Genomic DNA, 17,978 nt, shown 5'->3' with positions numbered 1-17,978 from the left:
ATGAAGCCCACCGCCGAGCAGCTGCTGGCCGCCAAGGACACCACCATCCCGGACGTCTCCGGTCCCGGGCTGCGGGTGCTGTTCTGCGGCATCAACCCGGGCCTGTGGTCCGGCGCGACCGGCCACCACTTCGCCCGCCCGGGCAACCGCTTCTGGCCGGCCCTGCACCGCTCCGGGTTCACCGGGCGCCAGTACCGCCCGGACGAGCAGCGGGAGTTGCTCGCACTCGGCCTGGGCATCACCAACGTCGCCCCGCGCACCACCGCCAAGGCGGACGAGCTGACCGCCGAGGAGCTGCGCGAGGGCGGCGCCGCGCTGCGGGCACGGGTGCTGCGGCTGCGCCCGCGCGTCCTGGCCGTGCTCGGCATCGGCGCCTACCGGACGGCCTTCGGGCAGCGCCGGGCCGTGCCGGGGCGGCAACCGGAGGGCATCGGCGGCACCGAGGTGTGGGTGCTGCCGAACCCCAGCGGCCTCAACGCCCACTACACCCTGGACGGGCTGGCCGAGGAGTTCCGCAAGCTCCGGGAGGCCGTCGAGGACCGGTCCGTCGAGGGCCCTGCCGTCGAGGACCCTGCCGTCGGAAACCGGTCCGTCGAGGCCTGAGCCCTTACGGGGCTTGGGTCTACGGGGCTTGGGCCGTCGCGGACCGGCCGGCCGGGGGCCGGGCCGCCGACAGCCCGGCCGGCAGCGGCAGTTCGCGCAGCTCGCGGATCAGTGCCCGGACGGCGGCCGTCCCGGCCAGCTCTGGCGTGGTGACGTACCCGACCGAGCGGCTGGGCGGCCGCGGCCCGAGGTCGGTGACGGCGAGGCCGGCCGGGGCGCCGAGCAGGGCGGTCCGGGGCATGATCGCCATGCCGAGGCCCTGGGCGACCAGCGAGAGGGCCACCGTGTCGTCCTCCACGTCCACGGTCGCGGGCGGGATCCAGTCCTGCCGCTGCCACCAGTCCCGGGTGTACGAGCCGCAGTTCTCGTCCCAGTCGACCAGCGGGAGTTCGCGCGGCGCCGGGTGGCCGTGCGGGTGCGCGAGCGCGTACGACTCCTCGTAGAGCCGCACCGCGACCAGGCCCGGGGCGGGTGGCGGGCCGCCCGCGTCGAGCGTCGCCAGCCCGAGGTCGGCGCGACCGTCGGCGACCTCCCCGGCGGTGCCGCGGCCGAGCTCCCGGACGATCCGGACGTGGGTGCCGAGCCCGGGGTGGCGCTCGGCCAGCCGGGCCAGGACGGGCGGCAGCAGGTGGGCGGCGGCACTGCGGAAGGCGGCGATCCGCAGGGTTCCGGTCAGCGGCCCGTCCGCTCCCGCGCCGCGCACCTCGGGGCCCATCGAGTCCAGCAGCCGCAGGATCCGGCGGGCGTACGCCACCGCTCGCGCGCCGCCCTCGGTGGGGCGCGCGCCGTGGCGCCCGCGGTCGAAGAGCACCGCGCCGAGCTTCCGCTCGCAGGCGCGGACGGCGTGCGAGACGGCGGACTGGGTACTGCCCAGGCGTGCGGCGGCGGCCGTGAAGCTCCGCTCCTCCTCGACGGCGACCAGGGTCCGCAGCTCGTGCGGGGCGAGATCGGTCATGCGGCCGAACCTATCCCGCGATCCATCGATCCTGCTCATGGATGCCGCCGTTCCATCGACCGGCGCCCCTGCCCGGCGGCTCCCGCGCTTCCTACGGTGATCACGTCCGCCCGTCCCCACCCGCCCGGAGCCCCGATGTCCCGCCCCACCACCCGCGCCGTCCACCTGGTCTCCCGCCCCGACGGGGCGCCGACCGCCGCGAACTTCGCCTTCGTCGAGGAGACCGTCCCGGCCCTCGCGGCGGGCGAGGCCCTGGTCGAGAACCTCTACCAGTCCGTCGACCCGTACATGCGCGAGGAGATGGAGGAGGGCGGCTGGGAGCTGCACGCCCCGCTGGAGGGCCGCGCCCTCGGCCGGGTGGTGGAGTCCCGGGCCGACGCCCTGCCGGTCGGGGCACTGGTCCAGCACCGCCAGGCCTGGCGCGCCCACGCGGTGGTCACCGCCGAGCGGGCGAGCCTGCTGCCCGATCTCGCCGGTGTCCCGCTCAGCTCCCACCTGTCGGTGCTCGGCGGCACCGGCCTGTCCGCCTGGGTCGCGCTGACCAGGATCGCCCGGCTCCAGCCCGGCGAGACGCTCTTCGTCTCGGCGGCCGCCGGCGGCGTCGGCACCGCCGCCGGACAGCTCGCCCGGCTGCTCGGCGCCGGACGGATCGTCGGCAGCACCGGCTCCGCCGCCAAGGCCGCCCGCCTCACCGAGCGGCTCGGCTTCGACGCCGCCTTCGACTACCACGACGGCCCGATCGCGGACCGCCTGCGCGAGGCCGCCCCCGAGGGGCTGCACGCCTACCTGGACAACGTCGGCGGCGACCACCTGGAGGCCGCCATCGGCGCCCTGCGCGAGCGCGGCCGGATCGCCTGGTGCGGCGCGGTCGCCCAGTACAACCGGCTCGGGAACCCGCCGGCCGCCCCGCGCAACCTGTTCGACGTGGTCGGGAAGAGCCTGCGGCTGGAGGGCTTCCTGGTCCGCGACCACCTCGACGCCCGGCCGGAGCTGTACGACTTCCTGGTCCCGCACCTGCGCTCGGGCGCCGTCGTCCCGGACGAGACCGTCGTGGACGGCTTCGACCGGGTGGTGGACGCCTTCCTCGGCATGCTGCGCGGCGCCAACACCGGCAAGATGCTGGTCCGGATCGCCCACTGACCCGGCGCCGACCGGCCCGGCCCCCGACCGGCCCGCCACGCCCCGCCGCCGACCGGCCCACCGTGCCCCGCCGGGCGGCCGTCGCCCGGGCGGGACACGGTCCGGCAGCCCCGCCCGGGAAGGAGTCACTCCGGCAGGACGGCCAGGTCGAGCGCGGCCAGCCGGGCCGGGTCGGCCACCACCTCGTAGCCGGCCACCCGGCCGTCCGCGACCGCCACCCGCAGCACCAGCCGCAGCCGCCCGTCCGGGGCGATCAGGATGCCGGGCGCCCCGTCCACCAGGGCCACCGCGCCGTAGCGGGCCCGGCGGCCGAAGACCGTGGTCTCCCGGGCGACGGCCCGCGCGCCCCGGGCCACCGGGTCGCGGCCGGGCCCCAGCGCCGCCGGATCGGCCCGGCGCACCACGTCGGGAGCCAGCACGGCCAGCAGGTCGGCCAGGTCCCCGCCCCGGGCGGCGGCCAGGAAGGCCTCCACCACCCGCCGGTGCCCGGCCAGCGGCTCCGGGGGCAGCGCGGCCGTCCCGCGGACCCGCTGCCGGGCCCGGCTGGCCAGCTTCTTGGCGGCCACCGGGGTCCGTCCGAGGATCGGCCCGATCCGGTCGAAGGGCACCGCGAAGCCGTCGTGCAGCACGAAGGCGACCCGCTCGGCCGGGCCCAGCCGGTCCAGCACCACGAGCAGCGCCCGGCCCACCGACTCGACCAGCAGCGCCTCCCGCTCCGGCTCCGGGCCGCCGCCCGAGCCGTCCGGCAGCGCCTCGTCGGTCGGCTCCTCGCGGCGCGCGGCACGGGCCCGCAGCAGGTCCAGGCAGATCCGGGAGACCACCGTGGTCAGCCAGCCGGGCAGGTTGCCGATCTCCGCCGGGTCGGTGCGGACCAGCCGCAGCCAGGCCTCCTGCACGGCGTCCTCGGCCTCGCCGGTCGAGCCGAGCATCCGCTGGGCGATCGCCCGCAGCCGGCCGCGCTCGGCCTCGAAGCGCTCGGCGTCCACGCGCTCGGAGTTCACGCGCTCGGCCTCCGGGCGTCCCGCCCCCGAGGCCGCTCCCCCGCTCCGCGCCCGCCCGTCCGCCGCCCCCGGCATCGCGTTCCGGTCCATCGGTCACCTTTCCTCGGCGCGGCTCGTCACCGCTATGACGATCCGTCCCCCTCCGAGGTGACCAGGAGACCGCCATGACCTCCACCACGCTGCTCCACCTGGATTCGAGCATCAGCCCGTCCGGTTCGGTGAGCCACGCCCTGACCGCCCGCTTCGCCGACGCCTGGCGCGCCCGCCACGGCGCCCGCGTCCAGCACCGGCACCGCGACCTCGCCGCCGACCCGGTGCCCCCGGTGCGCGCCCCCTACGACGCCCTCGGCCGCCGCACCGAGCGCAAGGGGGTGCTCCCGCTGGACGACATCGGCCGCCTCGCCGAGGGGCCGGACGAGGCGCGGGAGTGGGCGCTCAGCCGTCCGCTGATCGAGGAGCTGCGGGCCGCCGGCGTCCTGCTGGTCGGCAGCCCGATGTACAACTACACCGTCTCGGCCGGCCTCAAGTCGTGGATCGACCGGGTCGCCTTCCCCGGCGTCCACCACGATCCGGAGACCGGCGAGCCGCTGCTGCGCGACACCCGCGTGGTGGTCGTCGCGGTCCGCGGCGGCGGCTACGGGCCGGGCACGCCGCGTGCCCACTGCGACTTCCAGGTCCCGTACCTGCGGGCGTACTTCGACCGGATCGGGGTCGCGGCGGGGCACCTGCACGTGGTCACCGCCGAGCTCACCCGGGCCGCGGACATCCCGGCGCTGAACGCCTTCCAGCCGCTCGCCGCCGAATCCCTGGCGGCGGCCGAGGCCGCCGTCGACGAGCTGGCCGCGACGCTCTAGGGTCCCGCGGCCGCGGCGGGGTGACGCTCCGGAGCCCCGCCGGCTACAGCGGGGTGACGGCCTTGAGCACCACCAGCAGGGCCACGGCGGCGTTGAGCGCGCACAGCGCCGACGCCGCCGTACCGATCGCCGCGACCATCGCCGCCAGGCCGGCCGGGGTCTTCGCCGGCGGCCAGTTGCGGGAGGTCGGCACCGGGCCGAGCAGCGCGGCGACCCGGCGCGGCACCGGGCCGGCCGCCGCGGCCGGGGCGGCGAAGGCCGCGAAGCCGGGGGCCGGGGCGGCGTGCGAGACCAGGGCCGCCCGGGCCACCGCCCGCGCGGTGATCCGGCGGTCCCCCACGGCCTGCGCCGAGTCCTCGTCCGCCCACCGCTCCGCGCTGTACGCCACCGCGTCCTGCAGCGGCCGCAGGAACGGGTTGACGCAGGCGGCGAGCTGGGTGGTCAGCAGGTACCGGTGGTGGCGGTGGCGCAGGTGCGCCCGCTCGTGGGCGAGCAGCGCCTCGCGCTCGTCGGCGGCCAGGCCGGCCAGCATCCCGGTGGAGACCACGACCCGGCCGGGCGAGCCGGGCAGCGCGTAGGCGTACGGGCTCCGGTCCTGCAGCACCGCGAGGTCGCCGGCCGGTCCCGGCCCGACGGGCAGCCCGCTCAGCGCCCGGCGGGCCCGGGCCCGCACCCGCAGGTGCCGCACGACCGTCCGGGCGCAGGCGAGGACCACCAGGGCCAGCAGCCACATCGCGGCCGTGCCGACCGTCTCGTGGTAGGGCAGCGCGGCCCGCACCTCCGGGTCGGACCAGCTGTCCGGCAGCGGGTTGCCGGGGATCTGCGCGGTGCCCACCACGCCGATCAGCCCGAGGCAGAGCGCGCTGCACACCGCCATCACCGCGCTGATCACGGTCATCAGCCGGGCCGCGCCGCGCGGGTGCAGGTGCTGTTCGGTCAGGCGCGCGATCGGGACCGCGGTGAGCGGCAGGACGAGCGGGAGGAAGACGAAGAGGCCCACGGGTCAGCTCTCACGGTCGGGCGCTGCCGGATCGGCGGACGCGGCGTCCAGCAGCGCCCGGAGCAGTTCCTCGTCGTGCGGCAGCAGCGCGCTGACGAAGCTGGCCAGGACGGCGTCCCGGTCCGCCTCCCCGTCGAGCATCCGGCGCATCCGCAGCGCGGCCAGCCCGGCGGCGTCCGAGGAGGCCTGCCACAGGTAGGAACGGCCGGAGCGGGTCCTGGTCACGGCGCTCTTGGCGTGCAGCCGGGACAGGATGGTCATGACCGTGGTGTAGGCGAGGTCGCCCTCCAGGCGTTCCTGGACCCATCCCGCGGCGGCCGGGCCGGGCGCCTGCTGGAGCACCGCGAGCACCTGCGCCTCCAGCTCGCCCTGGCCGCGGCGCCGGGCCGGCGCGTCCGCGGCCGCCGGGGCGTGCCTCTCGTCTGCCATGACGGCCCACTCCCTCCGGATGCCTCGCCCGGACCGACGGGCACGGGTTCATCCTAACGAGCGAGGGGCCGCGCCGAACCGGTCGGATCGGGGGTTCGGGAACGCACGGCGCAGCCCTGCGGCGCCCGCGGGTCAGGTCCTGGCCCGCTGGGTCACCGCGATGCAAACCAGCACCACCACCGCGGTGACGGGCGCCGCGGCCGGCAGCCGCTCGCCGAGCAGCAGCACCGACCAGACCAGTGTCAGCAGCGGCTGCGCGAGCTGGAGCTGGCTGGCCCTCGGCACCCCGATCGCGGCCATCCCCCGGTACCAGAGCACGAATCCGCCGAGCTGCGAGACCGCCGCCGTGTAGGCCAGCCCGGCCAGGGCCTGCGCCCCGAGCCGCACCGGCTCGGTGCCCAGCCCGAGCGCCGCGGTCAGCAGCGTCGCGGGCAGGGCGGCCACCACCGCCCAGGCGATCACCTGGGCGCCCGGCAGGTCCCGGGAGAGCCGCCCGCCCTCGGCGTACCCGGCGGCGCAGAGCAGTACCGCCGCGAACAGGTAGAGGTCGGCGACGGTCGGCCGGCCGTGGCTCTGCACCAGGGTGAAGGCGAGGACGGCGGCGGCCCCGGCGAGCGCCGCCGCCCAGAACGCCCCGGACGGCCGGCGGCCGGTGCGCAGTGCCGCGACCGTCGCCGTGGCCAGCGGCAGCACGCCGATGACCACCGCCGAGTGGGCGGTCGAGGAGGTGCGCAGGGCGAGCGTGGTCAGCAGCGGGAAGCCGAGGACGCAGCCGCCGGAGACCACCAGCAGTCCGGGCCAGTGCCGCCGCTGCGGCAGCGGGGCGCGGACGGCCGCCAGGTGGAGGACGGCCAGCAGGCCGGCGAGGGCGCCGCGCAGGCCGGTCGCGGACCACGGGCCGAAGCCGGTCAGGGACCACGCGGTGGCCGGGAAGGAGAGCGAGAAGGAGGCCACGGCGAGGGCCGCGAGGGCGGTGCCGGAAGCGGGGGCCTGGCGAGGTGCTACCGCCCGAAGCCGGGTAGCGCTATCTTGTGCCGTCATGAACGAGCGTAGCAGTGTGACCGAACTCGCCGACATCCTGCGGCGGGAGGTCGAGCGCTACCCGGAGGGACGGAAGCTGCCTTCCAGCCGGGCGCTGGTGGACCGTCACCAGGTCAGCCCGGTGACGGTCTCCCGGGCCATCGCGGTGCTGGTGGCCGAGGGGCTGGTGGTCTCCCGGCCCGGCGCCGGGGTGTTCCGGGCGGCGGCCTTCGCCGCGGCCCCGGCCGTCCCCGCCGCGCCGTCCGGCCGCACCGGCGACCTCTCCTGGCAGCAGATCGCGCTCAGCGCCGACTCCGGCCCGCGCGACCTGCTCGCCGCCCCCGTGTTCGCCACCCTCCGGGTGCCCCCGCCCGACGTCGTCGACCTCAACAGCGGCTACCCGCACGCCTCGCTGCTGCCCGAGCGGCTGCTCGCCGCCGCGCTCGCCCGGGCCGGCCGGCGCCCGGGCGCCTGGGACCGCCCGCCCACCGACGGCCTCACCGAACTGCGCGGCTGGTTCGCCCGGGACATCGGCGGCCACGGCGGGCCGATCGGCGTCGGGGACGTCCTGATCACCTCCGGCGGGCAGAGCGGGCTGACCGTCGCCATGCGGGCGCTCGCCGCGCCCGGCTCGCCGGTGCTGGTGGAGTCGCCGACGTACACGGGCATCCTGGCGGTCGTCCGGGCGGCCGGGCTGCGGCCCGTCCCGGTCCCGGTCGACGCCGACGGCCTGCGCACCGACCTGCTGGCGGACGCCTTCGCGGCCACCCGGGCACGGGTCCTCGTCTGCCAGCCGCTGTTCCAGAACCCCACCGGGGCGGTGCTGTCGCCCGAACGGCGGAAGGAGGTGCTGCGGATCGCCCGGGCCGCCGGGGCCTTCGTGGTCGAGGACGACTTCGCCCGGCTGCTGGTCCACGCGGACGCCCCCGCGCTGCCGCGCCCGCTCGCCGCCGACGACCGGGACGGGGTCGTGGTGCACCTGCGCTCGCTGACCAAGGCGGCCTCCCCCAACCTGCGGGTCGGCGCCCTCACCGCGCGCGGACCGGCGCTGGCCCGACTGCGGGCCACCCAGGTGGTGGACAGCTTCTTCGTGCCCCGGCCGCTCCAGGAGGCCACCCTGGAACTGGTCGCCGACCCCGCCTGGGCCCGTCACCTGCGCACGCTCGGCGCCGAACTGCGCGACCGCCGCACCGCCGCCGCCGCCGCCCTGCACCGCGAGCTGCCCGGCGTCCTCGGCACCCACCGCCCCGGGGGCTACCACCTGTGGCTGCGCTTCCCGGACGGCGTCGACGACACCGCCCTCGCCGCGGCCGCGCTGCGCGCCGGCGTCCAGGTCTCCCCCGGCCGCCCCTACCACCCCGCCGAACCCCCGGCCCCCCACCTGCGCCTCAGCTACGCCGCGGCCGAGAGCCCCGCCCAGGTCGCCGAGGGCGTCCACCGCCTGCGGCTCGCGTACGAGGAGGAGACGGGCTGACGCCGGACGGCGGTGCGCTACCGCCCGTGGCCCGCCATCCGCTCCAGGCGGGCGACCCGCTCGGCCATCGGCGGATGGGTGGAGAAGAGCCTCGCGCCGGCCTCGCCGGGGCGGAAGGGGCTGGCGATCATCATGTGGCTCGCGGTCTGGAGCTGCGGCTCGGGCGGGAGCGGCAGCCGGCGGGTGCCGGCGTCCAGCTTCCGCAGGGCGCTCGCGAGGGCGAGCGGGTCGCCGGTGATCCGGGCGCCGTCGGCGTCGGCCTGGTACTCGCGGGAGCGGCTGACCGCCATCTGGATCAGTCCGGCCGCGAGCGGGCCGAGGATCATGATGGCGAGCATCCCGAACAGCCCCGGGCCGTCGTCGTCCTCGCTGCGCCCGAACGGGATCAGCCAGGCGAAGTTCACCAGGAACATCACCACCGAGGCGAGCGCCCCGGCCACCGAGGAGATCAGGATGTCCCGGTTGTAGACGTGGCTCAGCTCGTGCCCGAGCACGCCCCGCAGCTCGCGTTCGTCCAGGATCCGCAGGATGCCCTCGGTGCAGCAGACCGCCGCGTTGCGCGGGTTGCGGCCGGTGGCGAAGGCGTTGGGCGCGGGGGTCGGGGAGATGTAGAGGCGGGGCATCGGCTGGCGGGCGGCGGTGGAGAGCTCGCGGACGATCCGGTACAGCTGGGGCGCCTCGAACTCGCTGACCGGCCGGGCCCGCATGGCCCGCAGCGCGAGCTTGTCGCTGTTCCAGTACGCGTAGGCGTTGGTCCCGAGGGCGACCAGCAGGGCGATCACGAAGCCGGTGCGACCGAAGAGGCTTCCGATCACCAGGATCAGCGCCGAGAGGCCGCCGAGCAGGACGGCGGTCCTCAGTCCGTTGTGCCGGCTGTGCACGTCAGGCCCTCCAGTGGTGCGGTGGGGAAGCCCTTTCTGCCTCGTCCCTCGTGCCCGGTCAACGGGCGGGGCCGAGGGCCTTGTTCCCTTGTGACCCGACACGGTGACCGACGCGACACCGCAGCCCCGCACCACCGGCGCGGCCGCGACGGCCCCGGGCCGCACCACCGGCACCGCCGTGACACCCCCCGGACCGCACCCCCGGCGCACTCCGGCGCCCGCTCAGAACAGCGAGCCGCCCGCCACCTGGAGGACCAGCTGCGGCGCCACCGAGAGGACCACGGCGGCCGAGGCGGTGAGCCCCAGCGTCGCGGTGAGGCCCACCGGCAGACGGCGCCCGGCGGCGGCCTCCGCGAGGGGCTCCTCCCCCGCCGGGGCGAACAGCCGGGCCGTCCACAGCAGGTAGTAGTACAGGGCGATGACCACGTTGACGGCCATCACCACGGCGAGCCAGCCCAGCCCGGCGTCGACCGCCGCGCGGAACACCACGACCTTGCCGAACAGGCCGATCACGCCCGGCGGCAGCCCGGCCAGGCAGAGCAGGAAGAAGGCGAGCGCCAGCGCCGTCCAGCGGTTGCGGGCGAACAGGCCGCGGAAGTCGTCCACGCTGGTCCCGGGCCGGCGGCCGACGGCGGCGACCACCCCGAAGGCGCCGAGGTTCACCACGCCGTAGATCAGCGCGTACGCGGCGGTGGCACCGAGCGGGTCGACGCCGGTCGGCGCGTAGCCGGCCGCGGCGAGCGGCACCAGCAGGTACCCGGCCTGGCCGACCGAGGACCAGGCGAGCAGCCGCACCGCGCTGTACCGGGTGTCGGGGCGCTGGCGCAGCGCGCCGACGTTGCCGGCGGTCATGGTGACGGCGGCCAGCACCGCGAGCACCAGGCCCCAGGTGTGGGCGTACGGGCGGAAGGCGACAGTGGTGGCCAGCGCCAGCCCGGACAGGCCGGCCGCCTTGCCGACCACCGAGAGGTAGCCGGCCACCGGCAGCGGCGCGCCGGTGTAGGTGTCGGGCACCCAGAAGTGGAACGGGACGGCGGCGACCTTGAAGGCGAAGCCGACCAGGGTCAGCACCGCGCCCGCCTCGGCCAGCGGCTTGAGCTGCCCGGGCGCGTGCTCCAGGCCCTGGGCGACGGCGCCGAGGTGCAGGCTGCCGCTCGCCGCGTAGACGAAGCCGACGCCGAGCAGCATCACGGCGGTCGCGGTCACCGAGGAGACGAAGAACTTGAAGGCGGCCTCGGCGCCCCGGCCGTCCCGGCGCAGCGCGACCAGGGCGAAGGCGGGCAGCGAGGCGACCTCCAGGGCGATCACCATGGTGGCGAGGTCGCGGGAGGCGGGCAGCAGCGCGGCGCCGGTGGCGCTGGAGAGCAGCAGGAACCAGTACTCGCCGCGCGGCAGCCGCTCGTCCTCCACCGTGTGCGCCGACAGCAGCGCCGCGATCAGCGCGCCGCCGAGGGCGAGCAGCTGGAACACCAGGGCGAAGTGGTCGGCGACGTACGAGCAGCCGCCGTTGTCGGACCCCCCTGCTACGTTCTGCACGCAGAAGGTCGCTCGGGGTGATCCGCCGGTGAGGGGGAGGAGTGCGATGAGGGCGAGGGCGAGTCCGGCCGCGGTGAGGCGGCCGAGCCACTTCTTGTGCCGCTCGGGCAGGAACAGGTCCGTGAGCAGCACGGCGAGGGCGGCCACGGCGGCGATCAGCGGCGGTGCGATCGCCACCCAGTCCACGGACTGGATCAGGCTGCCCGGGTTGGCTACGGCGAGGGAGGTCACAGTGTGCTGCCCCGTGGAGTGAGGTCCGAGTGCGGCGGTCTGGGCTGCGAGCACGGTCAGCCACCCCCGAGGAGGTGCTTGACGGCGGGATCGGAGAGGCCGAGCAGCAGCGCGGGCCAGAGGCCGGCGAGCAGCGTCAGCGCGGCCAGCGGCGTCCAGCTGACGGCCTCGTACGGGCGCAGGTCGGCGAGCTCGGCCACCGGTGCGGGCTGCTCGGGGTCCCCCATGCAGACGCGCTTGACCACGATCAGGAGGTACGCGGCGGTGAGGAGGGTGCCGAGGCCGGCCAGGACCATGTAGGTGACGAACGCGGGGCGCGACAGGCCGTCGGCCGGGTCGAACGCGCCGAACATGGCGAGCAGCTCGCCCCAGAAGCCGGCCAGGCCGGGCAGGCCGAGGCTGGCGACGGCGGCGAAGGCGAGCAGCACGCCCAGTCGCGGGGCCCGGCCGTACAGGGCGGCGCCGGTGGCCCCGGCGAGGGTGTCGAGGTCGGCCGTGCCGTAGCGGTCCTTGAGCGCGCCGACGACGAAGAACAGCAGGCCGGTGATCAGACCGTGGGCGATGTTGGCGAACAGCGCGCCGTTGACACCCACCGGGGTGAGGGAGGCGATGCCGAGCAGCACGAAGCCCATGTGGCCGACGGAGGAGAACGCGATCAGGCGCTTGAGGTCGCCCTTGGCGCCGGGGCGGCAAAGCGCCAGGCAGGCCAGGGAGCCGTAGACGATGCCGACGGCCGCGAAGGCGCCCAGGTAGGGGGCCAGCGTGGTGGCGCCCTCCGGCACGACCGGGAGGAGGACGCGGACCAGACCGTAGGTGCCCATCTTCAACAGCACGCCGGCGAGCAGCACCGAGCCCACCGTCGGGGCGGCGGTGTGGGCGTCCGGGAGCCAGCTGTGCAGCGGCCAGGCCGGGGCCTTGACCGCGAGCCCGACCAGGATCGCCAGCGCGGCGACCACCTGGGTGGTGTGGCTCAGGCCGCTGCCGTGCGCGGCGGCCAGGGCCTGCATGTCGAAGGTGCCGGCCTTGCTGCCGATCAGCAGGAAGCCGAGCAGCATCACGGCCGAGCCGAGCAGCGTGTAGAGGATGAACCGGTTGGCGGCCGGCACCTTCGCGCCGCTCCCCCAGCGGGCGATCAGGAAGTACATCGGGATCAGCACGATCTCGAAGGCCAGGAAGAAGAGCAGGAGGTCCAGCACCGCGAAGGTGGCGAGCATGCCGACTTCGAGCAGGAGGAACAGCCCGACGAAGGCCTGGGCCGACGGGCGAGGCTCATCAGGGGCTCCGCCCCCGGCGTCCCCGCCCGGCAGCCGCTTCTCCGAGTAGAGCGCGCAGAGGAAGGTGAGCAGCGCGGTCAGCACGATCAGCGGCAGCGAGATGCCGTCCACCCCGAGGTGGAGGCGCACGTGCAGGGCCGGGATCCAGGACACGTCGGTGGTGGCCTGCATCCGGGCGGGCTCGTCCTGGTCGAAGCCGGCCGCGAGGGCGACGGTGAGCAGGAACACCGCGCCGGTGACGACGGTGTTCAGCCGCAGTGCCCGCCGGCCGGCCACGGCCCGGTCCGGCCCGAACACCGGCGCCAGGGTGAGTGCGGCGCCGAGCAGCGGCAGCACCAGGAGGGCGATGAGGACTGCGTTCATCGGGGGCTCCCAGCAGCGGTCGAGGGGACGGAGGTGGAGGACAGCAGCACCGGCTACACCGCCACCAGGACGGCCAGCAGGACGACGGCGGCCAGCAGGGCGCTGAGGTAGGTCTGCGCGTTCCCGGTCTGCGCGAGCCGGACGGCCCGGCCGAGCAGGTTGGCACCGATGCCGCTGCCCTGCACGTAGCCCTCGACGACCTCGCGGTCGAGGAATCGGACCAGCTTGGCGGCGGCGACCACCGGGCGGACGAACAGCGCCCGGTACAGCCGGTCGACGCCGAAGCCGTGCCGGGCCGGGCCGAACAGCGAGCCGAGCAGGGTGCGCCCGGGGTCGGCGACGATCACCTCGGTGGCCGGGGCCCCGCCCTGCCCGGGCACCCGGCCGGCCGGTGCCGGGCGGCCGGTGCCCAGCCGGGCGGCCGCCGAGCGCCAGGCGCCGTACGCGGCGAGCGCGCCGACCACGGCGAGCCCGGTGCCGGTGACGGCGGTGACGGCGGAGGGCCGCAGCGAGCCGCCGTCCAGGAGCGCGGGCAGCCAGTCCGAGCGCACGCCGGCGATGCCGAAGCCCATGGTCGGCACGGCCAGCACCCACAGCGGCCAGCGCATCGCGGGCGGCTCGGCCGTGGCCGGGTCGGCCTCGTCGAGCTCGGGCGAGTACGGCGCGCCGGCCTCGTGGTCGGCCACGACGGTGCCCCGGTCGGCGGCGGGCAGCACCTTCGGTGCGGCCGCGGCGGCCCCGGCCGGGCTGTGGAACGCCACCAGGAACAGCCGGGCCGCGTACGCGGCGGTGAGCAGCGCGGTGAGTCCGGCGGAGATCAGCACGATCCACCCGGCCGCCTGCGGCACCGCCGAGGCCGGGCCGAGGCCGTTGGTCAGCGCCTCGCCGTTGGCGGCGTGCTCGGCGGCGGTGAGCACCGCCTCCTTGCTGAAGAAGCCGGAGAACGGCGGCAGCCCGATCAGGGCGACGAGCGCGATGCCCATCGTCCAGTAGGCGTCGGGGACGCGTTTGCGCAGCCCGGGGATGCGGGACATCGCGGAGATCGAGTTGGTGTGCGCGGCGTGGATCACCACACCGGCGGCCAGGAACAGCAGCGCCTTGAACGCGCCGTGGCTGACCAGGTGGAAGACCGAGGCCTCGCGGTCACCGGAGGCCAGCGCGCCGGCCATGTAGCCGAGCTGGCCGACGGTGGAGTAGGCGAGCACCCGTTTGAGGTCGTCCTGGGCGAGCGCGCAGAGCGCCGAGCCGATCATCGTCACGGCGGCCATCACCGCGAGCACGACCAGCGCCGCGCCCGACAGCAGGAAGACCGGCAGCAGCCGGGCGACCAGGTAGATGCCGGCCGCGACCATGGTGGCGGCGTGGATCAGCGCGGAGACCGGGGTCGGGCCGGCCATCGCGTCCGGGAGCCAGGTGTGCAGCGGGAACTGCGCGCTCTTGCCGGCCACGCCGGCGAGCAGCAGCAGGGCGGTCAGCGTCGGGTGCCCGAGCCGGCCCTCCGACGCGGCCGCCAGCACGTCCGGGATGCGGAAGCTGCCGGCGTCCGCGCCGAGCAGGAAGATCCCGAACAGGAACGGCACGTCACCGAGCTTGGTGACCAGGAAGGCCTTCAGCGAGGCCGAGCGGGCGTCCGCCGTCTCCCAGTGGTGGCCGATCAGGAAGTACGAGCACAGGCCCATGACCTCCCAGCCGACCAGCAGCACGATCAGGTCGCCCGAGTAGACCACCAGGAACATCGCCGCGGTGAACAGCGAGACCAGCGCCGCGTAGGACGGGTAGCGCGGGTCCTCCTTGAGGTACGCGGTCGAGTAGACCTGGACGCAGGTGGCGACCAGTCCGACCAGCACCGAGATCAGCGAGCTGAAGCCGTCCAGGTGGAGGGCGAGGGCGATGTCCGGGCCGCCGGTCGGGGTGAGCCGGGTGGCGGCGTCCAGGGTCTGGCCGGTGCCCAGCTGGAGGGCGACCACCAGGGCGAGCACCGCCGAGACGGCGACCGGGACGACGGCCAGCGGCCGGGCCAGCCCGGGCGCCTTCCGGCCGACGGCCAGGGTCGCGGCGGCGCCGAGCGCGGGCAGCGCCGGGACGAGTACGGGAAGGGCGAGGTTCATGCGGCGGCCCGGCCCTTCAGTGCCTCGGCTCCGGCCGGCGCCCCGGTGTCGACCGGTGTCCCGGCGTCGACCGGCGTCTCCTCGACGGCGAACGCCTCGGCCGGGTCGCCGAGCGCGGTGGCCCGGTCGATGTCCGCGGTGCCCCGGGCCCGGACCAGCAGCAGGACGATGGCGAGCCCCAGTCCGATCTCGGCGGCGGCGACGGTGATGGTGAACAGGGTGAGCGCCTGTCCGGCGTGCAGCGAGTCGCGCAGCCAGGCGTCGAAGGCGACCAGGTTGAGGTTGACGGCGTTGAGCATCAACTCGACGGACATCAGCACCAGGACGGCGTTGCGCCGGGCGAGCACGCCGTACACGCCGACGCTGAACAGCAGCGCGGCGAGGACGGCGGGGTAGGCGAGGTGCATCAGCCCTCCTGCTCAGAGGTCGACTGCTCGGAGGTCGCCTGCTCGGAGGTCACCGGAGCCGGCTTCGGCGCGGTCGCGGCGACCGTCCCGTTGGACCCGACCGGCCGACCGGCGCGCAGCCGGCCCGCCCGCGGCGCCGGGACCCGCCGCTTGGAGCCGCGCGACAGCACGATCGCGCCGACCAGCGCCGCCAGCAGCAGCACGGACAGCGCCTCGAAGGGCAGCACCCAGTGCCGGAACAGGCTGGCCCCGGTGACGGCGGCCGAGCCGCCGCCCTGGCCGAGGTCGATCCAGGAGGTCCGGAAGGCGTCGACGACCAGCGTGACCAGGGTCCCGGCCGCGGCCAGCGCCACGACCAGGGCCACCCAGCGGTTCTTGGAGTCGGCGTCCGGCGAGCGCCCGATCGGCGCCTTGGTGAGCATCAGCCCGAACAGCACCAGGACGACCACCGAGCCGAGGTAGATCAGCACCTGCACCCAGGCGATGAACTCGGCCGTGAGCAGCAGGAACTCCACCGCCAGCCCGCCGAGCGCGACCACCAGCCAGAGCGCGGCGTGCACCAGCTGCCTGGTGGTCACCGAGACCACGGCCGAGCCGAGCACGGCGATGCCGACCAGCAGGAAGACGATCTCCTGGCCGGTCGGGGACAGGAACGAACGGGCGGCCGGCTCCAGGGAGCCGGTCGCCGCGAGAAGCGTGGTGGCACCGGTCACGCGTCGTCACCCTTCTCGTCGGTGGCCGATTGCGCGGCCGCCGCGGCGGCCGCGGCCAGCTTGTCCGCCGCCTTGCGCGCGGTGGCGATCTCCTTGGGCTCCTCGGCCGCCGGGTCCAGCGCCGGCGGCGCGGGGACGGTCCACATCCACTCGCGGAGCTTGTCCCGCTCGTGGGTCAGCTCGTGGATGTCGGTCTCCGCGTACTCGAACTCCGGCGACCAGAACAGCGCGTCGAAGGGACAGACCTCGATGCAGATCCCGCAGTACATGCAGAGCGAGAAGTCGATGGCGAAGCGGTCCAGCACGTTGCGGGTGCGGGCCCGGGCGTTCGGCTCGGCGGCCGGCAGCGTCTCCTTGTGGGAGTCGATGTAGATGCACCAGTCCGGGCACTCGCGCGCGCAGAGCATGCACACCGTGCAGTTCTCCTCCAGCAGCGCGATGACGCCGCGCGAGCGCGGCGGCAGCACCGGCTGCACGTCGGGGTACTGCGCGGTGACGCTCTTCCTCGTCATCGTCCGCAGCGTCACGGCCAGGCCCTTGGCGAGGCCGATACCGGGGAAGCTCATGAGATCGCCACCTTGATGATGCCGGTGAGGGCCAGCTGGACCAGCGCGAGCGGGATCAGCACCGTCCACGCGAAGCGCATCAGCTGGTCCTCGCGCAGACGCGGGTAGGTGACCCGCAGCCAGATGACCACGAAGGCCAGCGCGAAGGTCTTGAGGATCATCCAGAGCCAGCCGAGCTGGTCCGGCAGCGGTCCGTGCCAGCCGCCCAGGAAGAGCACCGCGGTCAGCGCGGACACCACCAGGATGCCCACGTACTCGGACAGCAGGAACAGGGCGAACCGCAGACCGGTGTACTCGGTGTACGCGCCGAAGATGATCTCCGAGTCGGCGATCGGCATGTCGAACGGCGGGCGCTGGAGCTCGGCCAGACCGGCCGTGAAGAAGACGAACGCGCCGATGACCTGCCAGGGCAGCCAGTACCACTCCCAGGCGTCCACGATCCCGGGCAGCGACAGCGTGCCGGCGGCCATCGCCACCGAGGCCGCCGCCAGCACCATCGGCAGCTCGTACGACATCAGCTGCGCGGCCGTGCGCAGGCCTCCGAGCAGCGAGAACTTGTTCGCCGAGGCCCAGCCGGCCATCAGCTTGCCGATCACGCCGACGCCCATCACGGCCAGCACGAAGAACAGGCCGGCGTCGATCGCCTGGCCGACGAAGCCATTCGGGCCGACCGGGATCGCCAGCAGCACGAAGAGGTACGGCAGCAGCGAGACGGCGGGCGCCAGCTGGAAGATCCGGCGGTCCGCCCCGGCCGGGACGATGTCCTCCTTCTGCGCGAACTTCACGCCGTCCGCGACGAGCTGCGCCCAGCCGTGGAAGCCGCCCGCGTACATCGGGCCGAGCCGGCCCTGCATGTGCGCCATGACCTTGTGCTCGGTCTGGCCGATGACCAGCGGGAAGACCAGGAAGACGACGAGGGTGGCGACGCAGCGCAGCACCGTGTCGAGCAGGTTCACGCGCCGTCTCCGTCCTGGTCGGCCGCTCCGGCCGAGGTCTCGTCCTTCTGCTCGCCCGGTTCGCCCGGTTCGCCCGGCTTCTCGCCCGAGGGCTTCTCGTCGTGGGCGGGCACCGGGTTGTGCCAGGGCGCGTCGGAGGACCGGGGCGCGTCGGAGGTCCGGGGCCGTACGGGAGCCGCGGGCTCGGCCGTCGGTTCGCCGGCCGTCTGGCTGGCCGACCCCTCGGACACCGACCGGGTCCGCCGCGGGCGGTCCGCCCGCACCGGCGGGGCGCCCTCGGCGGCGGGAGCGGCAGGAGCCGCAGGAGCATCGGGAGTGGCGGGAGCTTCGGGAGTGGCGGCGGCATCGGCACCCGCCTGGCTGGCCGACCCCGCGGACACCGACCGGGTCCGCCGCGGCCGGTCCGCCCGCACCGGCGGTGCACCCTCGGCGGCGGCAGCAGCACCGGCAGCGGCGGCACCGCCGGC

Annotated in this window: 18 protein-coding genes; 4 read left to right on the top strand and 14 right to left on the bottom strand. The window is 75.6% G+C overall.

Annotation, left to right across the window (positions count from 1 at the left end; all coding sequences use genetic code 11):
* Complete coding sequence (gene mug, locus ACFVHV_RS33065) at positions 1–603, top strand: G/U mismatch-specific DNA glycosylase (RefSeq protein ID WP_380356138.1); 603 nt, start codon at positions 1–3, stop codon at positions 601–603.
* 19 nt (positions 604–622) lie between these two features.
* On the opposite strand, the gene ACFVHV_RS33060 is transcribed toward mug, so the two are convergent.
* A complete protein-coding gene (locus ACFVHV_RS33060) occupies positions 623–1,558 on the bottom strand; it encodes a LysR family transcriptional regulator (protein ID WP_380356118.1) in 936 nt (311 codons plus the stop codon).
* 135 nt (positions 1,559–1,693) lie between these two features.
* On the opposite strand from ACFVHV_RS33060, the gene ACFVHV_RS33055 reads away from it, so the two are divergent.
* The gene (locus ACFVHV_RS33055) at positions 1,694–2,698 is read left to right on the top strand and encodes an NADP-dependent oxidoreductase (RefSeq protein ID WP_380356116.1); all 1,005 of its coding nucleotides are present in this window, start codon (positions 1,694–1,696) and stop codon (positions 2,696–2,698) included.
* Positions 2,699–2,823: 125 nt separating this feature from the next.
* Here ACFVHV_RS33055 and ACFVHV_RS33050 read toward each other — a convergent pair whose 3' ends face one another.
* Positions 2,824–3,699: a sigma-70 family RNA polymerase sigma factor gene (locus ACFVHV_RS33050; protein WP_380356114.1), complete on the bottom strand. Its 876-nt coding sequence runs from the start codon at positions 3,697–3,699 to the stop codon at positions 2,824–2,826.
* Between the two features lie 164 nt (positions 3,700–3,863).
* Between ACFVHV_RS33050 and ACFVHV_RS33045 the strand changes: the two genes are divergently transcribed.
* Positions 3,864–4,553, top strand: a complete 690-nt coding sequence (locus ACFVHV_RS33045; RefSeq protein WP_380356111.1) for an NAD(P)H-dependent oxidoreductase — start codon at positions 3,864–3,866, stop codon at positions 4,551–4,553.
* Positions 4,554–4,596: 43 nt separating this feature from the next.
* On the opposite strand, the gene ACFVHV_RS33040 is transcribed toward ACFVHV_RS33045, so the two are convergent.
* From ACFVHV_RS33040 to ACFVHV_RS33030, 3 genes are all read right to left on the bottom strand, one after another.
* Complete coding sequence (locus tag ACFVHV_RS33040; protein WP_380356109.1) at positions 4,597–5,553, bottom strand: M48 family metalloprotease; 957 nt, start codon at positions 5,551–5,553, stop codon at positions 4,597–4,599.
* Positions 5,554–5,556: 3 nt separating this feature from the next.
* A complete protein-coding gene (locus ACFVHV_RS33035) occupies positions 5,557–5,982 on the bottom strand; it encodes a BlaI/MecI/CopY family transcriptional regulator (protein ID WP_380356107.1) in 426 nt (141 codons plus the stop codon).
* A 132-nt stretch (positions 5,983–6,114) separates the two neighbouring features.
* Entirely contained in the window at positions 6,115–7,023 is a 909-nt protein-coding gene (locus ACFVHV_RS33030; protein WP_359897575.1) for a DMT family transporter, read from the bottom strand.
* Between ACFVHV_RS33030 and ACFVHV_RS33025 the strand changes: the two genes are divergently transcribed.
* The gene (locus ACFVHV_RS33025) at positions 7,022–8,476 is read left to right on the top strand and encodes a PLP-dependent aminotransferase family protein (RefSeq protein WP_380356105.1); all 1,455 of its coding nucleotides are present in this window, start codon (positions 7,022–7,024) and stop codon (positions 8,474–8,476) included. The two genes, ACFVHV_RS33030 and ACFVHV_RS33025, sit on opposite strands and share 2 nt — an antisense overlap.
* Before the next feature lie 17 nt (positions 8,477–8,493).
* Here the strand turns inward: ACFVHV_RS33025 and htpX are convergent, their stop codons facing one another.
* From htpX to ACFVHV_RS32980, 9 genes are all read right to left on the bottom strand, one after another.
* A complete protein-coding gene (gene htpX / locus ACFVHV_RS33020) occupies positions 8,494–9,357 on the bottom strand; it encodes a zinc metalloprotease HtpX (RefSeq protein ID WP_359897577.1) in 864 nt (287 codons plus the stop codon).
* A gap of 222 nt (positions 9,358–9,579) precedes the next feature.
* Positions 9,580–11,124: an NADH-quinone oxidoreductase subunit N gene (locus ACFVHV_RS33015; RefSeq protein ID WP_380356102.1), complete on the bottom strand. Its 1,545-nt coding sequence runs from the start codon at positions 11,122–11,124 to the stop codon at positions 9,580–9,582.
* A gap of 56 nt (positions 11,125–11,180) precedes the next feature.
* Positions 11,181–12,761 (bottom strand): NuoM family protein, encoded by a 1,581-nt coding sequence (locus ACFVHV_RS33010; RefSeq protein WP_380356100.1) that lies wholly within the window; start codon positions 12,759–12,761, stop codon positions 11,181–11,183.
* 53 nt (positions 12,762–12,814) lie between these two features.
* Positions 12,815–14,869: an NADH-quinone oxidoreductase subunit L gene (locus ACFVHV_RS33005; protein ID WP_380356097.1), complete on the bottom strand. Its 2,055-nt coding sequence runs from the start codon at positions 14,867–14,869 to the stop codon at positions 12,815–12,817.
* Positions 14,866–15,276, bottom strand: a complete 411-nt coding sequence (gene nuoK, locus ACFVHV_RS33000) for an NADH-quinone oxidoreductase subunit NuoK (protein WP_380356095.1) — start codon at positions 15,274–15,276, stop codon at positions 14,866–14,868. The genes ACFVHV_RS33005 and nuoK overlap by 4 nt, the downstream gene beginning before the upstream one ends.
* Complete coding sequence (locus tag ACFVHV_RS32995) at positions 15,276–15,989, bottom strand: NADH-quinone oxidoreductase subunit J (protein ID WP_380356092.1); 714 nt, start codon at positions 15,987–15,989, stop codon at positions 15,276–15,278. The genes nuoK and ACFVHV_RS32995 overlap by 1 nt, the downstream gene beginning before the upstream one ends.
* The gene (locus tag ACFVHV_RS32990) at positions 15,986–16,555 is read right to left on the bottom strand and encodes an NADH-quinone oxidoreductase subunit I (RefSeq protein ID WP_359897583.1); all 570 of its coding nucleotides are present in this window, start codon (positions 16,553–16,555) and stop codon (positions 15,986–15,988) included. Before ACFVHV_RS32990 ends, ACFVHV_RS32995 begins: the two co-directional genes overlap by 4 nt.
* Positions 16,552–17,511 (bottom strand): NADH-quinone oxidoreductase subunit NuoH, encoded by a 960-nt coding sequence (gene nuoH / locus ACFVHV_RS32985; RefSeq protein ID WP_380356089.1) that lies wholly within the window; start codon positions 17,509–17,511, stop codon positions 16,552–16,554. The genes ACFVHV_RS32990 and nuoH overlap by 4 nt, the downstream gene beginning before the upstream one ends.
* Positions 17,508–17,741 (bottom strand): hypothetical protein, encoded by a 234-nt coding sequence (locus tag ACFVHV_RS32980; RefSeq protein ID WP_359897584.1) that lies wholly within the window; start codon positions 17,739–17,741, stop codon positions 17,508–17,510. Before ACFVHV_RS32980 ends, nuoH begins: the two co-directional genes overlap by 4 nt.
* Positions 17,742–17,978 lie beyond the last annotated feature (237 nt).

Source organism: Kitasatospora sp. NPDC127116 (assembly GCF_042677365.1).
Classification (GTDB): domain Bacteria; phylum Actinomycetota; class Actinomycetes; order Streptomycetales; family Streptomycetaceae; genus Kitasatospora; species Kitasatospora lactacystinica.
The sequence above is the reverse complement of the archived record's forward strand: the minus strand, read 5'-3'. Positions and strand labels throughout refer to the sequence as shown.

Bases quoted from the DNA above. Each gene is read 5' to 3' on its own strand.
- mug (WP_380356138.1), top strand. From the start codon at position 1: ATGAAGCCCACCGCCGAGCAGCTGCTGGCCGCCAAGGACACCACCATC.
- ACFVHV_RS33060 (WP_380356118.1), bottom strand. From the start codon at position 1,558: ATGACCGATCTCGCCCCGCACGAGCTGCGGACCCTGGTCGCCGTCGAG.
- ACFVHV_RS33055 (WP_380356116.1), top strand. From the start codon at position 1,694: ATGTCCCGCCCCACCACCCGCGCCGTCCACCTGGTCTCCCGCCCCGAC.
- ACFVHV_RS33045 (WP_380356111.1), top strand. From the start codon at position 3,864: ATGACCTCCACCACGCTGCTCCACCTGGATTCGAGCATCAGCCCGTCC.
- ACFVHV_RS33035 (WP_380356107.1), bottom strand. From the start codon at position 5,982: ATGGCAGACGAGAGGCACGCCCCGGCGGCCGCGGACGCGCCGGCCCGG.
- ACFVHV_RS33025 (WP_380356105.1), top strand. From the start codon at position 7,022: ATGAACGAGCGTAGCAGTGTGACCGAACTCGCCGACATCCTGCGGCGG.
- ACFVHV_RS33030 (WP_359897575.1), bottom strand. From the start codon at position 7,023: ATGACGGCACAAGATAGCGCTACCCGGCTTCGGGCGGTAGCACCTCGC.
- ACFVHV_RS33010 (WP_380356100.1), bottom strand. From the start codon at position 12,761: ATGAACGCAGTCCTCATCGCCCTCCTGGTGCTGCCGCTGCTCGGCGCC.
- ACFVHV_RS33005 (WP_380356097.1), bottom strand. From the start codon at position 14,869: ATGAACCTCGCCCTTCCCGTACTCGTCCCGGCGCTGCCCGCGCTCGGC.
- nuoK (WP_380356095.1), bottom strand. From the start codon at position 15,276: ATGCACCTCGCCTACCCCGCCGTCCTCGCCGCGCTGCTGTTCAGCGTC.
- ACFVHV_RS32990 (WP_359897583.1), bottom strand. From the start codon at position 16,555: ATGAGCTTCCCCGGTATCGGCCTCGCCAAGGGCCTGGCCGTGACGCTG.